Source organism: Vibrio lentus (genome assembly GCF_002875945.1).
GTDB lineage: Bacteria > Pseudomonadota > Gammaproteobacteria > Enterobacterales > Vibrionaceae > Vibrio > Vibrio apostichopi.
The window spans coordinates 1-17,895 of the sequence record NZ_MCZK01000023.1 but is presented as its reverse complement, the minus strand read 5'-3'; the positions used below and the strand labels follow the sequence as shown (position 1 = coordinate 17,895).

At 43.3% G+C, this 17,895-nt stretch carries 16 protein-coding genes; 11 read left to right on the top strand and 5 right to left on the bottom strand.

The annotated features are described in order from the left end of the window. The first annotated feature begins 344 nt into the window (after positions 1-344). On the top strand, positions 345-1,325 hold the full coding sequence (locus tag BCT49_RS02325; RefSeq protein ID WP_102433985.1) for a bile acid:sodium symporter family protein: 981 nt from the start codon (positions 345-347) through the stop codon (positions 1,323-1,325). 97 nt (positions 1,326-1,422) lie between these two features. Here the strand turns inward: BCT49_RS02325 and BCT49_RS02320 are convergent, their stop codons facing one another. Next, a complete protein-coding gene (locus BCT49_RS02320; RefSeq protein ID WP_102433984.1) occupies positions 1,423-2,049 on the bottom strand; it encodes a LysE family translocator in 627 nt (208 codons plus the stop codon). Positions 2,050-2,392: 343 nt separating this feature from the next. Further along, entirely contained in the window at positions 2,393-3,013 is a 621-nt protein-coding gene (locus tag BCT49_RS02315; protein ID WP_102433983.1) for a heme-binding beta-barrel domain-containing protein, read from the bottom strand. 298 nt (positions 3,014-3,311) lie between these two features. Between BCT49_RS02315 and BCT49_RS02310 the strand changes: the two genes are divergently transcribed. Together BCT49_RS02310 and BCT49_RS02305 are read left to right on the top strand one after the other, a co-directional pair. Next, positions 3,312-4,205, top strand: a complete 894-nt coding sequence (locus BCT49_RS02310) for a DMT family transporter (protein ID WP_102433982.1) — start codon at positions 3,312-3,314, stop codon at positions 4,203-4,205. 204 nt (positions 4,206-4,409) lie between these two features. Beyond that, positions 4,410-4,829 (top strand): VOC family protein, encoded by a 420-nt coding sequence (locus tag BCT49_RS02305; RefSeq protein WP_102433981.1) that lies wholly within the window; start codon positions 4,410-4,412, stop codon positions 4,827-4,829. 148 nt (positions 4,830-4,977) lie between these two features. Here the strand turns inward: BCT49_RS02305 and BCT49_RS02300 are convergent, their stop codons facing one another. Further along, the gene (locus tag BCT49_RS02300) at positions 4,978-5,877 is read right to left on the bottom strand and encodes a DMT family transporter (protein WP_017068434.1); all 900 of its coding nucleotides are present in this window, start codon (positions 5,875-5,877) and stop codon (positions 4,978-4,980) included. A gap of 397 nt (positions 5,878-6,274) precedes the next feature. On the opposite strand from BCT49_RS02300, the gene BCT49_RS02295 reads away from it, so the two are divergent. Next, positions 6,275-7,675 carry an alpha-amylase family protein gene (locus tag BCT49_RS02295; RefSeq protein ID WP_102433980.1) on the top strand — a complete coding sequence of 467 codons (1,401 nt, stop codon included), beginning with the start codon at positions 6,275-6,277 and terminating at the stop codon, positions 7,673-7,675. A gap of 90 nt (positions 7,676-7,765) precedes the next feature. On the opposite strand, the gene BCT49_RS02290 is transcribed toward BCT49_RS02295, so the two are convergent. Continuing rightward, positions 7,766-8,719, bottom strand: a complete 954-nt coding sequence (locus tag BCT49_RS02290) for a LysR family transcriptional regulator (RefSeq protein ID WP_102433979.1) — start codon at positions 8,717-8,719, stop codon at positions 7,766-7,768. Between the two features lie 100 nt (positions 8,720-8,819). Between BCT49_RS02290 and BCT49_RS02285 the strand changes: the two genes are divergently transcribed. Beyond that, on the top strand, positions 8,820-10,172 hold the full coding sequence (locus BCT49_RS02285) for an MATE family efflux transporter (RefSeq protein ID WP_102433978.1): 1,353 nt from the start codon (positions 8,820-8,822) through the stop codon (positions 10,170-10,172). A 209-nt stretch (positions 10,173-10,381) separates the two neighbouring features. On the opposite strand, the gene BCT49_RS02280 is transcribed toward BCT49_RS02285, so the two are convergent. Then, positions 10,382-10,837, bottom strand: coding sequence for a Spy/CpxP family protein refolding chaperone (locus BCT49_RS02280; protein ID WP_102433977.1), 456 nt, complete (start codon positions 10,835-10,837; stop codon positions 10,382-10,384). A 254-nt stretch (positions 10,838-11,091) separates the two neighbouring features. On the opposite strand from BCT49_RS02280, the gene BCT49_RS02275 reads away from it, so the two are divergent. From BCT49_RS02275 to BCT49_RS25975, 6 genes are all read left to right on the top strand, one after another. Next, positions 11,092-11,337, top strand: coding sequence for a hypothetical protein (locus BCT49_RS02275; protein WP_102433976.1), 246 nt, complete (start codon positions 11,092-11,094; stop codon positions 11,335-11,337). 335 nt (positions 11,338-11,672) lie between these two features. Continuing rightward, positions 11,673-12,677 (top strand): response regulator, encoded by a 1,005-nt coding sequence (locus BCT49_RS02270; protein ID WP_102433975.1) that lies wholly within the window; start codon positions 11,673-11,675, stop codon positions 12,675-12,677. Between the two features lies 1 nt (position 12,678). After that, positions 12,679-13,116 carry a PAS domain-containing protein gene (locus tag BCT49_RS02265; protein ID WP_102433974.1) on the top strand — a complete coding sequence of 146 codons (438 nt, stop codon included), beginning with the start codon at positions 12,679-12,681 and terminating at the stop codon, positions 13,114-13,116. Between the two features lie 860 nt (positions 13,117-13,976). Then, a complete protein-coding gene (locus BCT49_RS02260; RefSeq protein WP_009844818.1) occupies positions 13,977-15,020 on the top strand; it encodes a GMP reductase in 1,044 nt (347 codons plus the stop codon). Between the two features lie 370 nt (positions 15,021-15,390). Beyond that, positions 15,391-17,412 carry an ATP-binding protein gene (locus tag BCT49_RS02255; protein ID WP_241908017.1) on the top strand — a complete coding sequence of 674 codons (2,022 nt, stop codon included), beginning with the start codon at positions 15,391-15,393 and terminating at the stop codon, positions 17,410-17,412. A 229-nt stretch (positions 17,413-17,641) separates the two neighbouring features. Then, a partial coding sequence (locus tag BCT49_RS25975; protein WP_206747744.1) for a hypothetical protein occupies positions 17,642-17,895 on the top strand: 254 nt, incomplete at its 3' end.

Genomic DNA, 17,895 nt, shown 5'->3' with positions numbered 1-17,895 from the left:
GTTACTCCCGCTGAGTCATCTTTGAGAATAGGCTGATCTTTGGTGTTTAGATTAACTACGTCTTTCTTTCATATCCTTACGGCTTACCTCTGTGTCCCGATCACTGAAAGGGTCTTATCTTCTCGATAAACCGCTGTTTTCTAATATTTTCATCGTCATTCCATACATCTACTCAATCCTGAGAAAAACGGGCGTAACAAACTCGAATAACGATGTTAACCCTCAAGATAAAGACGAGCTTAATTTGCGTTTATGGTGGTTAATTAAAATTAGAGTCGATAGGATAAATAGCATCGGAGCCGGGTTATTGGCTGAAATGGAATCTACAGAAAGTGCGTGTCAACATGATAGAAAAACTGAAAAAGGAATGGTTTCTGGTAGGGATGGTGGTGGCCATGGTCGTTGCTGTTTTTACGCCAGATTGGGGGAAGTCGGGTGGGGTACTTCATCTAGATACGGTTACCGTTCTCGGTATCGCCTTGGTGTTTTTCTTACATGGTTTGGGTTTGTCTCCCAAAGCCATTCTTGAGGGGCTTTCGAATTGGAAGCTGCACGTTTTTGTACAAAGTGCGACCTTCTTAGTTTACCCGCTGCTTTGGGTGATATTCGGGCAAGGCTTTGTCGCTTATATGCCAGCAGCTCTGGCCTTTGGTTTCTGTTACCTCTTCGTTTTACCGAGTACGATTTCGTCTTCGGTTGCGATGACGGTGATTGGCAAAGGGAACCTACCGGGTGCGATATTCAATGCATCGCTCTCTAGTATCTTAGGGGTTTTCATTACGCCACTTCTGATTCAGCTCTTTATGGGATTGGAAGGTGCAGAGCTAAACCTGATGGAGTCGGTGATCTCGATATCTAAAATGCTATTGCTGCCAATGATCGTCGGTCAGTTGATGCGTCCATTGCTTTTTGAGTGGACTCAGAAACACAAGTCAGTGGTCAATAAGTTAGACAAATACGTGATACTTCTGATTGTTTACAGTGCTTTCTGTGACTCCATAGAACACGGTATTTGGAGCGACTTCTCACCGATGTTGCTGTTGGTGTCTGCGGTGATTTGTTTCGTGATATTGATGGTGATGGTCCACGGTATTCAATGGAGTGCTCGCAAGGTTGGGTTCAATCATCAAGACGAGGTTGCAGCTGTGTTCTGTGGTACCAAGAAGACCTTGGCGGCTGGTATTCCTATGGCTAAGGTGATCTTTGCTCACAACCCTAATCTAGGGATGATATTACTGCCAATCATGCTCTATCACCCGATTCAGATCTTTTACTGTGCGGTGCTAGCTAATCGTTACGCCAAGGTTGAACTGCGAACGAATTAATGTAATCGAGCTAAAGCAATTGATCTAATTCAATCGAACCAATATAAAAGAAGCGAGTCAGTTATTCATTTCTGGCTCGCTTTTTTGGTTATGAGTTTTAAGTTGTTGGTCTCAATAATAGTGCGCTAAATACCAAGAGGGCACTACCACAGCAACGCTGAACCCAACGGCCTATTGCGCCTTGACCCAAATTTTTAATCTTAGAAATCATAAAACAAACCGCGCCAAACCAAGCAATCATTAGCGCCGCATGAATTGAAATCAACGTGAACGCATCTGCGTATACAAATGAATCAAAGTTGATGAACTGCGGAAACACAGAAATGTAAAACAGAGTCCCTTTAGGGTTTAGCATCTGTGTTAAGAAACCCTCGCTGAAACTTTTGAATGAATTCTGCTCACCCTGATAAATCGCTGTTGTCGATGTGTTGAGATCCTTAACGATAAAAGTTTGATAGATCATTTTTGCGCCAAGGTAGGCTAAATAAATCGAACCGATCGCTTTTACAACAAAGAACAACTCTGCAGATTTAACAATCACTTGAGATAAGCCTAAAATTGCGAGCGTTCCATGAATGAAAGCCGCTAGAACAAACCCACTCACGTTTAAAAGACCCGCATTTCGCCCCTTAGTTGACACTGTTTTTAGCAACAGAACGAGGTTAGCGCCTGGCGAGATAACCAAAACGAGCGCAATCATAAAAAATGTAAACAGTTCAGCCACATTGAACCCCTTCTAAATCTTTAGTTACCAATGATTTACTGGTGCACGTTGATCGTAGTGCTATGACTTTGATAAGAATATAGCTGACTATTGCTCACGGCATTAAGGTATTAAGGCTGAGAGCTTAACCATGTGAAGCCATCGATTTACGATGGTGGCGTAAAAATACTGTCAATTCCTCGAAGACCAATTTAATAGTAAGCCAATCTTTAAGAGGCAGGTTAACAACCGCTCATTGAATGAATTTTCAGCTCGTCATAAAGAAAACCGCCCTTCACTTAGTGGTGAAAGGCGGTTTGCGAGCTATGCGAATTTAGGGTTTTATCAATTCTCTACGATTAGCTTATTCCACTTTAACCAATGTACTTGAATCGGTGTGAGCAAAAGCGTTGTCGTAGATCTCTAGACCTGTTGTTTGAGAGTAAGTCAGCGTGTCGTCTGAAATACTGATGTTCATCGTGAAACCCGTAGTGGTTGCGTTGTCTGTCATGTATTCAGACTCAGCGATACCACGTTTAGAGGCGACAAGCGTCATTGTATCGCCAGCAGGGCCTTCTGCGGTGACGCATGTGGTGCGTGGCACACAGTAAGAGTTGTATACGATCTGATTCTTTTGGTCGTAGATGAAGTAACCACGTTGATCGTGGAATTTAGAATCGTCAGTCTTTCTGAATACTTCCTGCTTGTAGTACAGAGCAACAAGATATTGGTCGCTTGCGTTGGTGGCATCTGCAGCTACCTCAAACGTCATCACTTCATAAAATGGTGTGACTGCTGGGCCACCCGCACCCACATCAGTCCCTTCTTGACCCGGTGAAATATCAACGCCGCCAGTTTCGACCGATTTCCATGTGCCGACTAACTTTGCCAATGGACCGAAATCCATACCATTGATTGTATTGTGGTCGGCTACTGCTGGAACCGAGATTGCTGCCGCAATACCAAGTGCTAATAATTTTTTCACTGTAACTTCCTTTTTTGTAATTATCTGACCTCATTAAAAGTAAGGTTATTGTGAAACAAGTTTATTAACCCAGATCAGTATTCTTGGTTACTATGAGAGCGATTTGTAACTTGATGTATCAGTCAATAAGGGAATATTAATACTGGGGAGTGTAGGGCTGAGAGCGGTGATTTAGTCGTTGAATCTTAATCCAAAATTGCATTAATCCAATCTCAATAACTTTGTTCTTACTTATTTTAAATTCTCATGTATGATGTGCGCCCATAATTGTATGACAAATATGTAGCCTTGCTTCCGTATGAATAAAGCTGTTAACCACGCCATTTTGCTTTTGGTGTTCGCAAACCTACTTGCGTCCTTTTCAGACGTATCGTTAAAGATACTGAATGGTGAAGTTCCCACGTTCCAGTATGTGTTTATCCGTCAGGTATTGAGCGTGATCTTGTTACTTCCATTTTGGTTAAAGTTACCGAGAGAGACGCGTATGCGAGGTGGCTGTCGCATTAACTTCTTACGAGCTCAATTTATCTTAGTGGGAAGTGGTTGCGCGATGATAGCCATCACGCACCTTACTTTGGCGACAGCAAACGCGATGTTCTATGTTGGACCAATACTCATGTTGCCTTTATCGATAGTACTGTTGAAAGAAAGACCGACATCATCAAAAGTGATTGCGACACTGATTGGCTTTGTCGGCGTATTGATCGTTTTACGCCCAGAGCAATTTCATTGGGCGGCGATTGCAGGCTTAGGCAGCGCGCTAGCAATGGGAGTGGGTAACATCTTGATCAAGCGTCTGAACGCAGAGCAACACATTATCTCTACTCTGTTCTGGACCAGCATTATGACCCTGCCACTCGCGTTGGTGTTTGCATTGCCAACATGGTCTGCGATTGAATGGCGTCATATTGGTTGGATAATGGCAATCAACTTGTTCGTACTTGGGTATCATGCACTGGTGGTTGTGGCATATAAAAAAGCACCGGCAAACCAAATTGCACTCGCAGAGTATTCAGGATTGGTGTTTGTGACGCTATTTGGCGTGATGTGGTTTGATGAGATTCCAGACATCCTAACGCTGGTTGGCATTAGCCTCATCGTTATTCCTATGATGCCGATTAAATGGAAGAAGTGTTTTAGCTTGAAGAGCAGAGCGCCACTTGATGTTGAGGTCAATCGGCCCAAGTCATAATGGCTTGTCTCTTGGCTATTCTGTATTTCAACGAAGTCACATTGGCAGAGGTCGTCTAAACTTAGATTTGTATGGCATCAAAATAAGATGATTTAGGCTCTAAGAACGTTCTCGAAATAAATGCAAATTAATGCTTTACCTCAACTTAACTTGAGCTATTAGTATGTGCAACGTTGCTTACGAGAATACTTTAAGGAGAGAAGAATGATCCAACTTGAACATGTGAATTTAGTCGTCAAAGACATCCCTGAAATGCTGACTTTCTACAAAGCGGCGTTCCCTCATTGGTATGTCCGTGATGAAGGAAAAGGCGAATGGTCAGGCAAGCCACGTAATTGGCTGCATTTTGGTGACGAATACCAATACATCGCACTGAGCGATCACGGTGAGGGTGAAAATCGAGATTTGGCTGGGCACTCTGTCGGCCTCGCGCACTTCGCTTATGTGACCAATAATATCGAAAGCGTCACTCAACGTCTTATTGATGCGGGCTTCCCGATTGCTAAACCCGGCGCTGAAGAACCTTATCGAAAAAATGTCTACTTTGTAGATCCAGCAGGCTTTGAAATCGAGTTCGTTGAATACCAGAGCGATGATCCCAAACAGCGCAATGCGACAAGCTAGTTGTATAGGACTAGATAGCTATGTAATACCATGAGTTAGCTAGTCGAAAATAGGCTGGAGTAATTATCAAAAAGGGCATTGTGGAATATTCCGCAATGCCCTTTTAGTTTGATTAGCTGATTAGCTAACTGATCTTTCGTTCGGTTATCTATTTAGCCTTAAACGGCACCAACAGTTGTTTTCCAAACACATTAATCAGCGCGCCAGTCACGATTAGGCCACCGCCTAGATAAGTCCAAACCGATGGAATTTCATTAAAGATCCACACGCCTAACAGTGCCGAGAAGACAATCTGAACGTATGAGTAAGCCGAAGCCTTACCCGCCGCTTGAGTCTGCATCGCTTTGGTTAAACCGTATTGACCTATTTGAGTGAAGATCCCGACTAGCACAAGCATCACGGTAAGGAATAGGCTCGGCCATACAAAGTCGTTCCAGATAAGGACTGTCGATATTGGCAGGGCAACCAGAGGGAAGTAGAAGATGATGACAGAGCTGTCTTCCGTCTGGCTCAGCTTTCTCACAATCACATAAGCAATTGAGCTACCAAACGCGCCACATAGCGCCACCATAATGCTGAATAGTGGTAATTCGCTGCTCGCACCGCTGTTCATGCTTGGCTGAACCATCACCAATAATCCCGCTAGGCAGAATGCAATGCAGATCATGGTCGATTTCTGGACGCGTTCTTTCAGGAACAACACACCGAGCAACGCGGTAAATACGGGATGTACGTATTGTAGAATGGTCGCTTCTGCTAATGGAAGAGTGGTTACAGCGTAGTAAACACACATCAGTGCTGCGGTACCGACTGCGCCACGAACGAACAACAAAGGTTTGTTATTACCCCAGATCGAAATGCCTTTTCGTTTTACGTCGATGTAGCTGATGATCAAAGACACCAACGCCCTTGCTGCAACGATTTCAAATACAGGAATGCCGTAATTGCTGATGTATTTCACACAAGCTGACATCAGTGCGAATCCAAAAGCGGAGAGGATCATGAATCGAACCCCAACAGGGATTTGTGAAAAAGAGAAAGAAGACATAAAAATATCAATAGGCTGAGGGAAAAGGAATCATAGCGTAGTTTAGGAGAGCCGACCAAAGTCTTTGTCTTGTTCTCGTCAACTTGATTCAATTAATTCTCATTTCTCATTTCTCATTTCTCATTTCTCATTTCTCATTTCTCTTTTGGCGCACAATAGATTAAAGCTTAATGTTGCACTCTGTTGTGAGCACGTCACATCTTGTTGGGGTATTTAATTCGTTGAAAAGATCCTTAAACGAGCATCCTATTTTCCTCACATAAGATCGGTTATCACTCAAATTTATAAAATCAATATCAACAGAAGGTGACGCTAATTCAACTCTGATTTATCCGCCGTTTAAATTGTCTTTATCACTCATATCATTCTTATGAATTTATAATGAGAGATATGTTCTATGAAACCAATAAATACCCTACTCATATCCACGCTCGCGCTTTGCTCTTTTAGTTCAGCCACTTATGCCGACACCATCCTGCATGCTTTCAACTGGAAGTACTCAGATGTAACAACCAATGCCAACCAAATTGCTCAAGCCGGTTATAAGAAAGTACTGGTTGCTCCGGCAATGAAATCCAGTGGCAGCCAATGGTGGGCACGTTACCAGCCTCAAGATCTGCGTACCATTGATTCTCCTTTGGGCAATAAACAAGATTTGGCCGCAATGATCACCGCACTCAAAGCTGTGGGCGTCGATGTTTACGCCGATGTAGTACTGAATCATATGGCGAATGAAAGCTGGAAGCGAAGTGACTTGGATTACCCTGGCATTGAAGTGCTAAACGATTATGCCAGCCGTTCAAGCTACTATGCCGAGCAGACTCTGTTTGGCAACTTAGCACAAGGTTTTGTCTCGGCTAACGATTTCCATGCCGCAGGCTGTATTTCAGATTGGAACGATCCTGGCCATGTCCAATATTGGCGTTTATGTGGTGCCGATGGTGATGTGGGGCTTCCAGATCTAGATCCAAACAACTGGGTAGTGTCACAACAGCGTTTATACCTGAAAGCGTTGAAGGGCATGGGCATCAAAGGTTTCCGCATTGATGCAGTGAAACACATGAGCCAGTACCAAATCGATCAAGTGTTTACGTCTGAAATTACAGCGAACATGCATGTGTTTGGTGAGGTGATTACCAGTGGCGGGGCAGGGAACAGCGGCTATGAGTCATTCTTAGCGCCATACTTAAACAACACCAATCACTCTGCGTATGACTTCCCATTGTTTGCTTCGATTCGAACGGCATTTTCAATGAACGGCGGTATGAACCAGCTGCATGATCCACAAGCGTACGGTCAGGCATTGGATGACAATCGCTCGATCACCTTCGCGATCACGCATGATATTCCCACTAATGACGGCTTCCGTTATCAGATCATGGATCCACAAGATGAGCAGCTCGCTTACGCTTATATCCTTGGTAAAGATGGTGGCACGCCGTTGATCTACAGCGATGATCTTCCTGATTCTGAAGATAAGGATAACGGTCGTTGGGGTAATGTTTGGAACAGTTCGACAATGAAGAACATGTTGAGCTTCCACAACGCGATGCAAGGCAAATCAATGACGATGATTTCGAGCGACCAATGTACTTTGCTGTTCAAGCGTGGCAAAGAAGGGGTTGTTGGTATTAACAAGTGTGGCGAAATGCGTGGCGTGACAGTCGATACTTACCAGCATGAGTTCAATTGGAATGTTCAATACAAAGACGTATTAAGCAGCGCGACAGAAACCGTGACCTCTCGTTATCACACCTTCAACTTACCACCACGCAGTGCGCGTATGTTTAAGTTGTAGTACTTAGCTCGCTCATATGACATACAGATAATCGAGTTAAATATAAGCCACAGTAGACACTGTGGCTTATTTCGTTTCTAACTTAGGCAATTACTGATCCTCAATCACACCAGACCAATGATTTTGATGGGAGAGCGCTTTCAACAATTCGATCTCTTTTGCAGTCTCTCCTTTAAGCCAATCAATGAGATCGTTGATCACAGGCGAGTGAGTGCGCTGGTGGATGAAATAAGTCCACGCACTGTTCTGGATCTTCGCATTCTTTGGGCAATACAAGAAACCGCGTTGTAGATCCTGCAAGACCAACAGCAGATCTGTCACTGTAACGCCTTCACCAGATAAGCAAGCACTGAGCGCCATATCTAAAGATAAGAAGCTGGTATTTCTGACGGGCTTTTTCGGAGGTGATTCGACATCGGCTAACCATACTTTCCAGTCATGGTGATCTAAGGTCGGGTGAAGCCTTGGCATGGTTAAGATCGAATCGAGGTCTGTGTCTTGAGTGGTTAAGCTTGTGGAGCAGACTGGCGCCATAAACTCTTCACGCAAGAAAGTGATGTCAGGTGTGTTGTCGTATCGTTTTTTGAACCGAGTATGGAAGATTAACAAGTCGTACTCGCTGCTGTTGATCGCTTCATCCTCTTCAATCACAGGAACGATCACGATCTCGTAATCAGAGTAACGCTCGTTTAACTCTCGAACCTTGGAGATCAACACGCGCGTAGCAAAGCTCAAAGTCGCTTTAATCACAATACGCTTCTGCTTTGGCTCACTCCAAGAGGCGATCACCGATTCGATATCGCCGTAGCTTTCACGCAAAGCCACATACAAATCATGACCTTGTACCGTTAATTCTATGGCTCGATGCTTACGAATGATCAGCGATGCGTTCAGCTCATCTTCAAGCTGTTTGATCTGACGGCTGATTGCACTCTGTGTCACGTTGAGTTCATCAGCAGCCAACGTAAAGCTCATCAGCCTTGCAGCCGCTTCGAAGGCTTTTAAGCCATTATGTGAGGATGGCAAGCTAGGATATGGGGTCATAATTCGTTCGCATGAGTTTATGGAATGTTAGAGTCGCAAATTTATCAATTGAACGCCAGCTTCATCGATCGTATTTTGGGCGAAATTAACTGAGGCGCTCATGAAAAAAATACTCACTCTTGCATTCCCTTTGATCATTTCACAGCTGATATCCATGGCTTTAGTCCTTACTGATGTTTGGATGATGTCGCGAATCAGCGTGTCAGCCCTTGCGGCTGGTGGCTTAGGTGCCTCTATTTACTTCTTCATCTTCATTATCGCGAGCAGCACTGTCGGGTGTGTCGCGAACTTGATTGCTATCGCTTATGGTCAACGAGTCGCTCGCCCAGAGTTTGGTAATACCCAAATCAGATTGGCGGTGAAAGGCGCAACCATGTTGGCATTCGTGCTCAGCGTGACCCTAATGGCCAGCTTCTGGTTTGCTCCGTTGGTATTGGAAGCAGCAAAACAGCCGCCAGAAGTGATCACCTTAGCCATGGAATATGTACACGCCTTGAAATGGGTGATGTTGCCTTCGCTTATCTTGTTGGTGCTTCGTGGCTTAACCAGTGCGTTTGGCAATGTGCGCTCAATTCTCGTGATGTCTGTTATCACCGTGATTCTTAATGTGCCTGTGAGCTACTTCCTCACGTTCCAACTCGATATGGGCTTAACAGGCTTGGGCTTAGGTACGGCTATCGCAGCATTTATCGTGATGGTTGGATACACGGTTTGGGTGTTCAAGCGTGACGAGTTCAAACAATTCGCCCCTTGGTTAAATACTGAAGAGTATTCCATTAAGCTGATGAGCCCTTTGCTAATGATGGGTTTACCTATCGGATTGGCAGCGTTACTTGAGCATGGTTTGATTTACGGCGGCACCTTAATGGCGGGTACGATCAGTATTGCTTCGTTAGCTCTGCACCAAATTCTGCTTCAATGTTTAAGCTTTACTTGGAACTTCAACTTTGGTTTCTCACAAGCTGCCGCTATTTTGGTTGGTCGTGATTTCGGCGCGGGTAACTATGAAGGAATCAAAAGAACCTCGATTCTAAGTTTTATTTTGGTGTCAGTGTTGAGCGTTGCGTTGTCTGCCGTGTTCATCATATGGCCTGAAATGATCGCTTCTATCTTCAAGTTAGACGATGGCACTGGCGCGATGACGTCGCTACTGGCTTCTGTGATTTGGGTTGTTGCTCTGTGCTTTATTGTTGATGCTTGGCAATTATTGGCGATTAACTTGCTAAGAGGGATGAAAATCGTCTCTATGCCAACCGTGATGACAGCCATAGGCTATTGGGCGTTTGGCCTACCTGCTGCTTGGTATTTGATGCCAAAATTTGAATTGGCAGGTATTTGGGGCGGGATCGGTGTTGGTTTAGGTGTGACAGGTATTTTGCTGCTCATCCAATTGATGCGTGTCATTCAAAAGAACAGCAATTCTCCGGATCTGTCTAATCACGCTTACACGTAAACAAGTTGAGAGGCTGATTTATTTTTAAGCAGATGGATTGATAAGACACATAGATGAATGGATAAGATGTCTCTGCTGTTGATGAAGAAACTTCTATAAAAAGCCTTCGATAAAAAGCCGCAGTCATTAAGGTGACTGCGGCTTTTTGTTGTCTATTTCGATCCCTTTTATTATTGGGGGAAAGGGGATCTATATCAGGGCAGGGCTGACTATTGTTTTGCAACAGGCGGTTTTCCACCCGTCAGTGCTGATTTCATCATCGTTTTGAATTGCTCTTTCTGCTCTTCAGTCAACACGTTATAGATGTTGTTCTTAAGACGCATTTCTTGCATCACCATCGACTTCTCGGTTGCTTGAACCGTGTCTATGACCTTTTCCATCTCAGCTTCATCAAATTCTGGCTGAGTTACTAAGGAGATCTGTTTCTTCTTAAGCTCTATCGCTTTATCCATATCAATCTCTGTTCGATCGGATTGATAATCTTCAACAAGAGAGAACACTTCCGCTTGTTGCTCTTCGGTTAGATTCAAAGAAGCAATGACCATTTGCAGTGGGCTAAGCGCTGGCTGCGGCGGTTGTTGTGGTGTTGAAGCACTCACAAACGGAGCGGTAACGAGTAAAGCTGAAGCAGTTAATACACAAAGCGACTTTTTCAGTGATTTCATTGAGTTTCTCCTGTTAGTGGAAACAAGAGTATAGACGGCGGAGCTGAACTCGAAATGAACACGCTGTTCAGTTTAGTGCGTCCAACTGCTTATGTTCAGAAAACTATATTCAGAAATCTATATTCAAAAAGTTACGTTCATCAGGTTACGTCCTCGTAGCCACAGAACGAGTTAGACCTTGGTCTTACAGAAACCGAGCGCAAAGGTGACTAGAATGATTTGAGTTGCTCACCGTTTTATCAAGGAATACACAAATGGAAGTTGGATTGTTCTGGGCTGAAAAAGGGATGCTAGTGCTTGGCGCACTGTTTGTTTTGACGAGCATGATGCAGTACGGAAGACGCAGTAGTGATTGGAAGGGCGTGATTACTATGTTTTATAAGCGTATCCCGATGAATATTGCCGAATACAAATGGTACCGTTTAGGCATCGCTTTATTGGTGTTTGCTGTGGTTATTCGTTTCGCATTACTGATCTTTTGGCCGTCATACCAGTTCTAACTTGTTTGCATTTGCTTTGATGCATAAGACATCTTGAATTCGCTCTCTTGTATTGGATATATAGAAGCGATAAATGCATGAGTAAACCGAGCCTTAATAAACCGACTTATTAGGGCTTTGATTTAATAAAATAGTGTTAATACTCCAAAATATTGAGTTGTTATTATCTTTGTAGCATATTGTTTTTCATAAAGAATAATGCGAGATAATAGCTTACCTGCTTGTTTCATCATTCTTACTAATAATCTACATATAAATCCATTCACCCCGTACCTGATACCATAATGTTCTGTTACACTCGTCCGAATTAGCTTTAATTTGTCGGTGGTGCATTTATGTCGTTCCCAGTTCTTATATGTGATGATTCTGCGTTAGCAAGGAAGCAGATGGCGCGCTCACTGCCCGCTTCTCTTAATGCGGATATAACTTTTGCTGTCCACGGGCTAGATGCGCTTGAAAAGCTAGCACAACAGAAATTTCAATTGATGTTCCTCGACCTCACCATGCCTGAGTTAGATGGGTATGGCACTTTGGAAGAGATGAAGCGACTGGGCGACCCAACGCCTGTGGTTGTCGTTTCTGGTGATATCCAGCCAAAAGCTCAACAGAAAGTCATGGAGCTTGGGGCGAAAGCCTTTCTACAAAAGCCGATTGATAAAGAAGCGCTAAAAACGATTTTACGTGAGCATGTTGAGCCACCAAAACAGCCACAACTCGTTATTCCTAGCCCATTAGAGCTGCCGATCCTGCGCAGACGCGATATCTATATGGAAGTCGCGAACGTTGCGATAGGTCGCGCAGCCGATGCACTGGCGCGTCACTTTAATGTATTTGTCCATTTACCTCTGCCGAACGTCAACATCTTCGAAGTGAGTGAATTGCACATGGCACTTCGTGACCTAGCAGACAACGACCAAGTGTCGGGTGTTTGCCAAGGCTTCAGCGGAGAAGGCATTGCGGGTGAAGCATTAGTCTTACTGAGTGATTCCAGCGTGAGCGATCTTAAAAAGCTCATGAAGGTGCCAACCGAAAGCGAACAGCTCGAAGAGTTAGAACTGCTGATGGATGTTTCAAATATCCTTGTTGGCTCGTTCTTGAATGGGTTAGGGGAGCAGTCAGAAGTTCGTTTTTTCCAAAGCTCACCGGTTCTGCTTGGGCAACACATCTCGATTGATTCTGTCATCGAAAATACCAGTGGCTCATTTAAGAAGACCATGACGTTCGAAGTCAGCTACAACATTGATGGCACTTCAATCCGTTGTGATCTTCTGTTTATGTTCGTTGATGAGTCTCTGCCTCTTCTAGATAACAAATTGGCCTACCTAATGGAGGAGTTTTAATATGTTGAATCTTCCTGCTGAATTTGAACAGTTCCACTGGATGGTAGACATGGTTCAAAACGTCGATATGGGGCTGGTGGTCATTAACCGTGACTTTCAGGTACAAGTTTGGAATGGCTTCATGACGCACCATAGCGGTAAGCAATCGCATGATGCGATCGGTAAGTCGATCTTTGAACTGTTCCCTGAAATCCCTGAAGAGTGGTTTAGGCTCAAAACCAAGCCAGTCTACGATCTAGGCTGTCGCAGCTTCATTACTTGGCAACAAAGGCCTTATCTGTTTAAGTGTCGTAACGTTAGGCCTGTAACTCAACAAGCTGACTTCATGTATCAGAACGTGACGCTGAACCCGATGCGTTCGCCAACAGGCCAAGTGACTTCGCTGTTCTTGTCTATTCAAGATGCGACTGCAGAAGCGTTAATGTCGAATAAGGGCTAGAACCTGTCTTAATTTGACGACTCAATAGCTTGGAAACAACAATCCAAACATCAAATAAAAATGGCTAAGGTGAATCACCTTAGCCATTTTTTTGTTTTCTATTCTTTAGGTTTTTAGCCTACTCACTTTTTACACCTCATATTTACGCCGTTTTTCACGTAAGCCAACCCACTTTGTTCGTGCCTCTTTACTGAATCCCCCCGATTGAATGAACAACACGGCCATAAAGTAGCGCTTTTTTGCATGCGATCAGTTTATAAAGTTGAGTCTTGAGGAGAGCATTTGATGGAGCGCACACTTTGGATAATCGAAACTAAGTGAATCTCGACCTCTAAATCGACCCCATTACACAGCGCTTTTTCAAATGGAGGCGAACTGACAAGGTGATGAGATTGCCGGATTTGGTCGAAAACAAAGAAAATTTGGGAAAAAATCGAATTTATTTAAGAAAAAAGACATTTTTTTGTTGGAGAAAAGTGTGATTTTTATGTGATTTAGAGGCACTTTCTTCACATTATTGCTTAATGAGGGTGATATTGAGCGAAATAGGGAGGAAAACGATTGCGCAATAAACCGACAGCGTTTGCGTGAATAGTTCGCTAAGTTATTAATTAGTAAGAATTTAGTGGAAAAGTAAAGCTGAGGGGTTTGTAGCAGATATGGAATCTTTGAGAGGATAGCATAAAAAAAAGTGAAATATCAGACTTGCTGTTAGTAAATCACAACCTATAATGCTGAAAACCGGAGCGTCTGCCAACGCTCCGGTTTTTTTGTGTCCGAAGAAAAGTAAACTCGTCTGCCAACGGTTTTACTACGCATTTCGCGAGAGACACATAATTTTATGAATCAAGGAAAACACCATGCGTATCGAACAAGAACTTAAGTTAGGTTTCAAAGATGTACTCTTCCGTCCGAAGCGTTCTACCCTTAAAAGCCGTTCTCAAGTTGAATTAACCCGCGATTTTACATTCAAGCATAGCGGTCGTCAATGGTCTGGTACTCCAGTAATTGCAGCGAACATGGATTCGGTAGCAAGCTTTGAAATGGCAGCCGCTCTAGCAGAGCACGGTGTTATGACTGCAGTACACAAGCACTACACAGTAGAGCAGTGGGCTGAGTTTGCTAAAACAGCAGACAAGAAAACTCTGAACAACGTTTTTGTATCAACAGGTACTTCTGAAGCTGAGTTCGAGAAAGTTAAGAAGATCATGGCGCTTAGCGAAGAGTTCGTATTCATCTGTATCGATATCGCTAACGGCTACTCAGAGCACCTTGTTGAGTTCGTACAGAAAGTACGTGCTGAATTCCCAACTAAAGTTATCTCTGCAGGTAACGTTGTAACAGGTGACATGGTTGAAGAGCTAATCCTAGCGGGCGCAGACATCGTTAAGGTTGGTATCGGCCCTGGTTCTGTTTGTACTACACGTGTTAAAACAGGCGTAGGTTACCCTCAACTTTCTGCAATCATCGAGTGTGGCGACGCGGCACACGGCCTTGGCGGCATGATCATCGGTGACGGTGGTTGTTCATGTGCAGGTGACGTATCTAAAGCGTTCGGCGGCGGTGCTGACTTCGTAATGCTAGGCGGCATGCTAGCTGGTCACTCTGAGTCAGGCGGCGAAGTAGTAGAGCAAGACGGCAAGCAATACATGAAGTTCTACGGCATGTCTTCACAGTCGGCTATGGACAAGCACTCAGGTGGTGTTGCTAAGTACCGTGCTGCGGAAGGTAAAACTGTTTTACTTCCATACCGTGGTTCAGTTCACAACACAATTTCTGACATCCTTGGCGGTGTACGTTCAACTTGTACATACGTAGGCGCAGCAAAGCTTAAAGAGCTAACTAAGCGTACGACTTTCATCCGAGTACAAGAGCAAGAGAACAACGTGTTCGGTAAAGAGTAATCTGAACGAGTTCGAATAGTTTGAAAATCAAGAGCCGCTTTTTAGCGGCTCTTTTTTGTTTGGGACTTATAAAAACATTATTTGTAATATATCGAAGTCGAGTACATGAAACAAAAGGACCGCTATTCAATGGGGACGTATGAGTTGTTTCATTGTTAGATGTTCACCCAACACGTTATTGCCCCTGTTCGTGTTAGATCATAAATTTTATATACTTTGGTGCGAAGTGACTGTCTCATTTTAATGAGAAATGAAGACTAAGAAGCAGGACACAAAACATGAAACTACTACTTAATCTCGAGGCAATTATGCAATAACATGCGCTACTAATGTAATATTAATGAAATTATATATTGGCTAAGGGGTAGTGATGAGTTTGCACACCAACTTGAGAGGTCGTTTACGCAACACCTCTTTACCTAAGAATCACGGTTTGATGCCAGTGTTTGAAGCAATTGTTAACTCTATTCATTCTATTGAAGAGAAAGGAAACGTCACAGACGGTAAAATTACTCTAACTATTCTTCGGAATGCGAGTCAGGAGCAAATGGATTTCGATGAGAAGTCTTTTGCTCCAATTACCGGATTTCGTGTATCAGATAATGGTTGTGGCTTTGACCACCTAAACTTTGAATCTTTCCAAACGCTAGACTCAGACCACAAGATTATCAAGGGCTGCCGAGGTGTTGGACGACTGCTTTGGTTGAAAGCTTTTGATTCGGTTGATGTAAATAGTGATTTCTTAGAGCTAGGAAAGTTAAAGCAGCGCACCTTTAAGTTTAACGATACTGACAACGTACATGACAACATGGTTACTGACTCGGAACAAGAAAGAACTGGTTCGACACTTACCCTAAATGGCTTTAACGAAAAGTACCGTAGTTCTGTTCCTAGCTCTTCAGAAAAAATCGCTAACTCATTGCTAGAGCACTGTCTTTGGTACTTTGTTCGAGAAACTGGCGTACCACATATCTATGTTCAAGATGGTGAACACAGCTACTACCTATCTCAACTGTATGATAGTCAGATGATCTCGGGGTCAAAGTATGAAAAGTTTACTGTTCATGATGAGACATTTGAGATTACACACATCAAATTCCGAGCATCAGTAAATAAGAAGCATCAGTTAGCGCTATGTGCTGCTAACCGCTTAGTTAAAGAAGAGAACATTCAAGGAAAGCTGTCGGGGTTGTATGCGAAGATATCTGATGACAACGGCGAGTTTATCTATACCTGTTATGTGTCTTCCAAGTATCTGGATGAGAATGTTCGACAAGAACGAACATCTTTTGATATCGCTGAGAACTTTGATGGGCTGTTTGCGGGTGAGGAGCTTTCACTAAAGCTGATTCGTGAAAAGGTACTAGAGAGAACAGAAGCATACCTAGGAGATATTTTAGAAAGCAATGTTAGAGCTGGTAAAGCTCGAATCGAAAACTACATTGCCGATAGCGCACCAAGATATAGACCTATTACTGGCTATATTGATGAAGAAGACTTAATCATCGACCCTGACAAGAATGATAAAGACGTTGAGCTGCACTTACATGAAAGATGGTATGAAGTAGAGCGAAAGCTTCTTGTTGAAGGGCATGACATTCTCAAGCCGACACTTGAAGTACATACAGATGAGTACAAAGAGCGTGTTGATGGTTACCTCAAGATGGTTGAGGACTTAAAGAAGTCGGACTTAGCGAATTATGTATCTCATCGTAAAGTGATTATCGAACTGCTTGAGAAATCGATTAAGAGCAATGATGAAGGCAAGTATGCGAAAGAAGAAGTTATTCATAAGCTTATTATGCCAATGCGTAAAGACTCGGATGAAGTCTTTTTGGACTCATGTAACCTTTGGCTATTAGATGAGCGCTTAGCGTTCCATCACTACCTAGCTTCAGATAAAACTCTGAAATCAATGCCTATCACTAATAGCGAGAGCGCCAAAGAACCCGATTTATTGGCTGTTAATTACTATGACAAGCCAATTTTGACTTCAGATGACAATCTACCAAAAGGTTCGTTAACGATTGTTGAGATAAAACGGCCAATGCGCAACGATGCTAAAGAGGGAGAGGATAAAGATCCTATTCAGCAAGCCCTTGGTTACTTGAAGCGCATACGAGAAGGTAAAGTTAAAACCAAAGATGGACGATTAATCCGCAACGGTGTTGATTTACCAGCATATTGTTATATCGTTGCCGACCTTACAGAGAAGATGGTTGATAGATGTGAATATGCTGACCTGATTGAAACTCATGACCATGGCGGTTTCTTCGGTTACAACAAGCGTCACAAGGCATACATTGAGGTGATTTCATTTGATCGATTAGTAGAGATGGCTAAACAACGCAACCAAGCATTCTTCGATAAACTTGGTCTACCAATGAGTTAATTTACACCTATTGAAATGGTGGCACTTTAAAAGCGATTTAGAAACCGTTTGGCACTCACTTGATCTTATTGACACTAGCAACGAGCATTATTGCTCTGTATATAAGCTCTGTGGAAAGAACGTACCTTAATGTGCGTCAGTTTGCTGACGCGATTGTTGGACAACCGCTGTAATTTACAAATCACCACTTAATGCAGATTTATCATATTACTAAGTCAGTTGGCAAAAAATGAAACAGTTAGATAGAAAGTACTATAATTTACAACCACACTCGTCTCATTTGCATGACCCGTACGTGTTGGGACTAGCTTGGAAAAAAGCAGATGGGTTTGTCCGGAGCCATAACTGGTATGCAGATTTATTATCGTTGGACAAATATACTCTCAATATCGATAGAGCAATAAAGGCTTGGTCAAAAAAAATTGCTCAGGGGAAGTTTCAGAATACTAAGTTGAAGCTGATACCGGCTTTGTTGCGTAATTC

Excerpts from the sequence above, each read along its gene's own strand:
- BCT49_RS02280 (WP_102433977.1), bottom strand. The coding sequence starts at position 10,837 with ATGAAATCACTGAAAAAGTCGCTTTGTGTATTAACTGCTTCAGCTTTA.
- BCT49_RS02290 (WP_102433979.1), bottom strand. The coding sequence starts at position 8,719 with ATGACCCCATATCCTAGCTTGCCATCCTCACATAATGGCTTAAAAGCC.
- BCT49_RS02300 (WP_017068434.1), bottom strand. The coding sequence starts at position 5,877 with ATGTCTTCTTTCTCTTTTTCACAAATCCCTGTTGGGGTTCGATTCATG.
- BCT49_RS02325 (WP_102433985.1), top strand. The coding sequence starts at position 345 with ATGATAGAAAAACTGAAAAAGGAATGGTTTCTGGTAGGGATGGTGGTG.
- BCT49_RS02295 (WP_102433980.1), top strand. The coding sequence starts at position 6,275 with ATGAAACCAATAAATACCCTACTCATATCCACGCTCGCGCTTTGCTCT.
- BCT49_RS02275 (WP_102433976.1), top strand. The coding sequence starts at position 11,092 with ATGGAAGTTGGATTGTTCTGGGCTGAAAAAGGGATGCTAGTGCTTGGC.
- BCT49_RS02310 (WP_102433982.1), top strand. The coding sequence starts at position 3,312 with ATGAATAAAGCTGTTAACCACGCCATTTTGCTTTTGGTGTTCGCAAAC.
- BCT49_RS02270 (WP_102433975.1), top strand. The coding sequence starts at position 11,673 with ATGTCGTTCCCAGTTCTTATATGTGATGATTCTGCGTTAGCAAGGAAG.
- BCT49_RS02255 (WP_241908017.1), top strand. The coding sequence starts at position 15,391 with ATGAGTTTGCACACCAACTTGAGAGGTCGTTTACGCAACACCTCTTTA.
- BCT49_RS02305 (WP_102433981.1), top strand. The coding sequence starts at position 4,410 with ATGATCCAACTTGAACATGTGAATTTAGTCGTCAAAGACATCCCTGAA.
- BCT49_RS02285 (WP_102433978.1), top strand. The coding sequence starts at position 8,820 with ATGAAAAAAATACTCACTCTTGCATTCCCTTTGATCATTTCACAGCTG.
- BCT49_RS02260 (WP_009844818.1), top strand. The coding sequence starts at position 13,977 with ATGCGTATCGAACAAGAACTTAAGTTAGGTTTCAAAGATGTACTCTTC.
- BCT49_RS02265 (WP_102433974.1), top strand. The coding sequence starts at position 12,679 with ATGTTGAATCTTCCTGCTGAATTTGAACAGTTCCACTGGATGGTAGAC.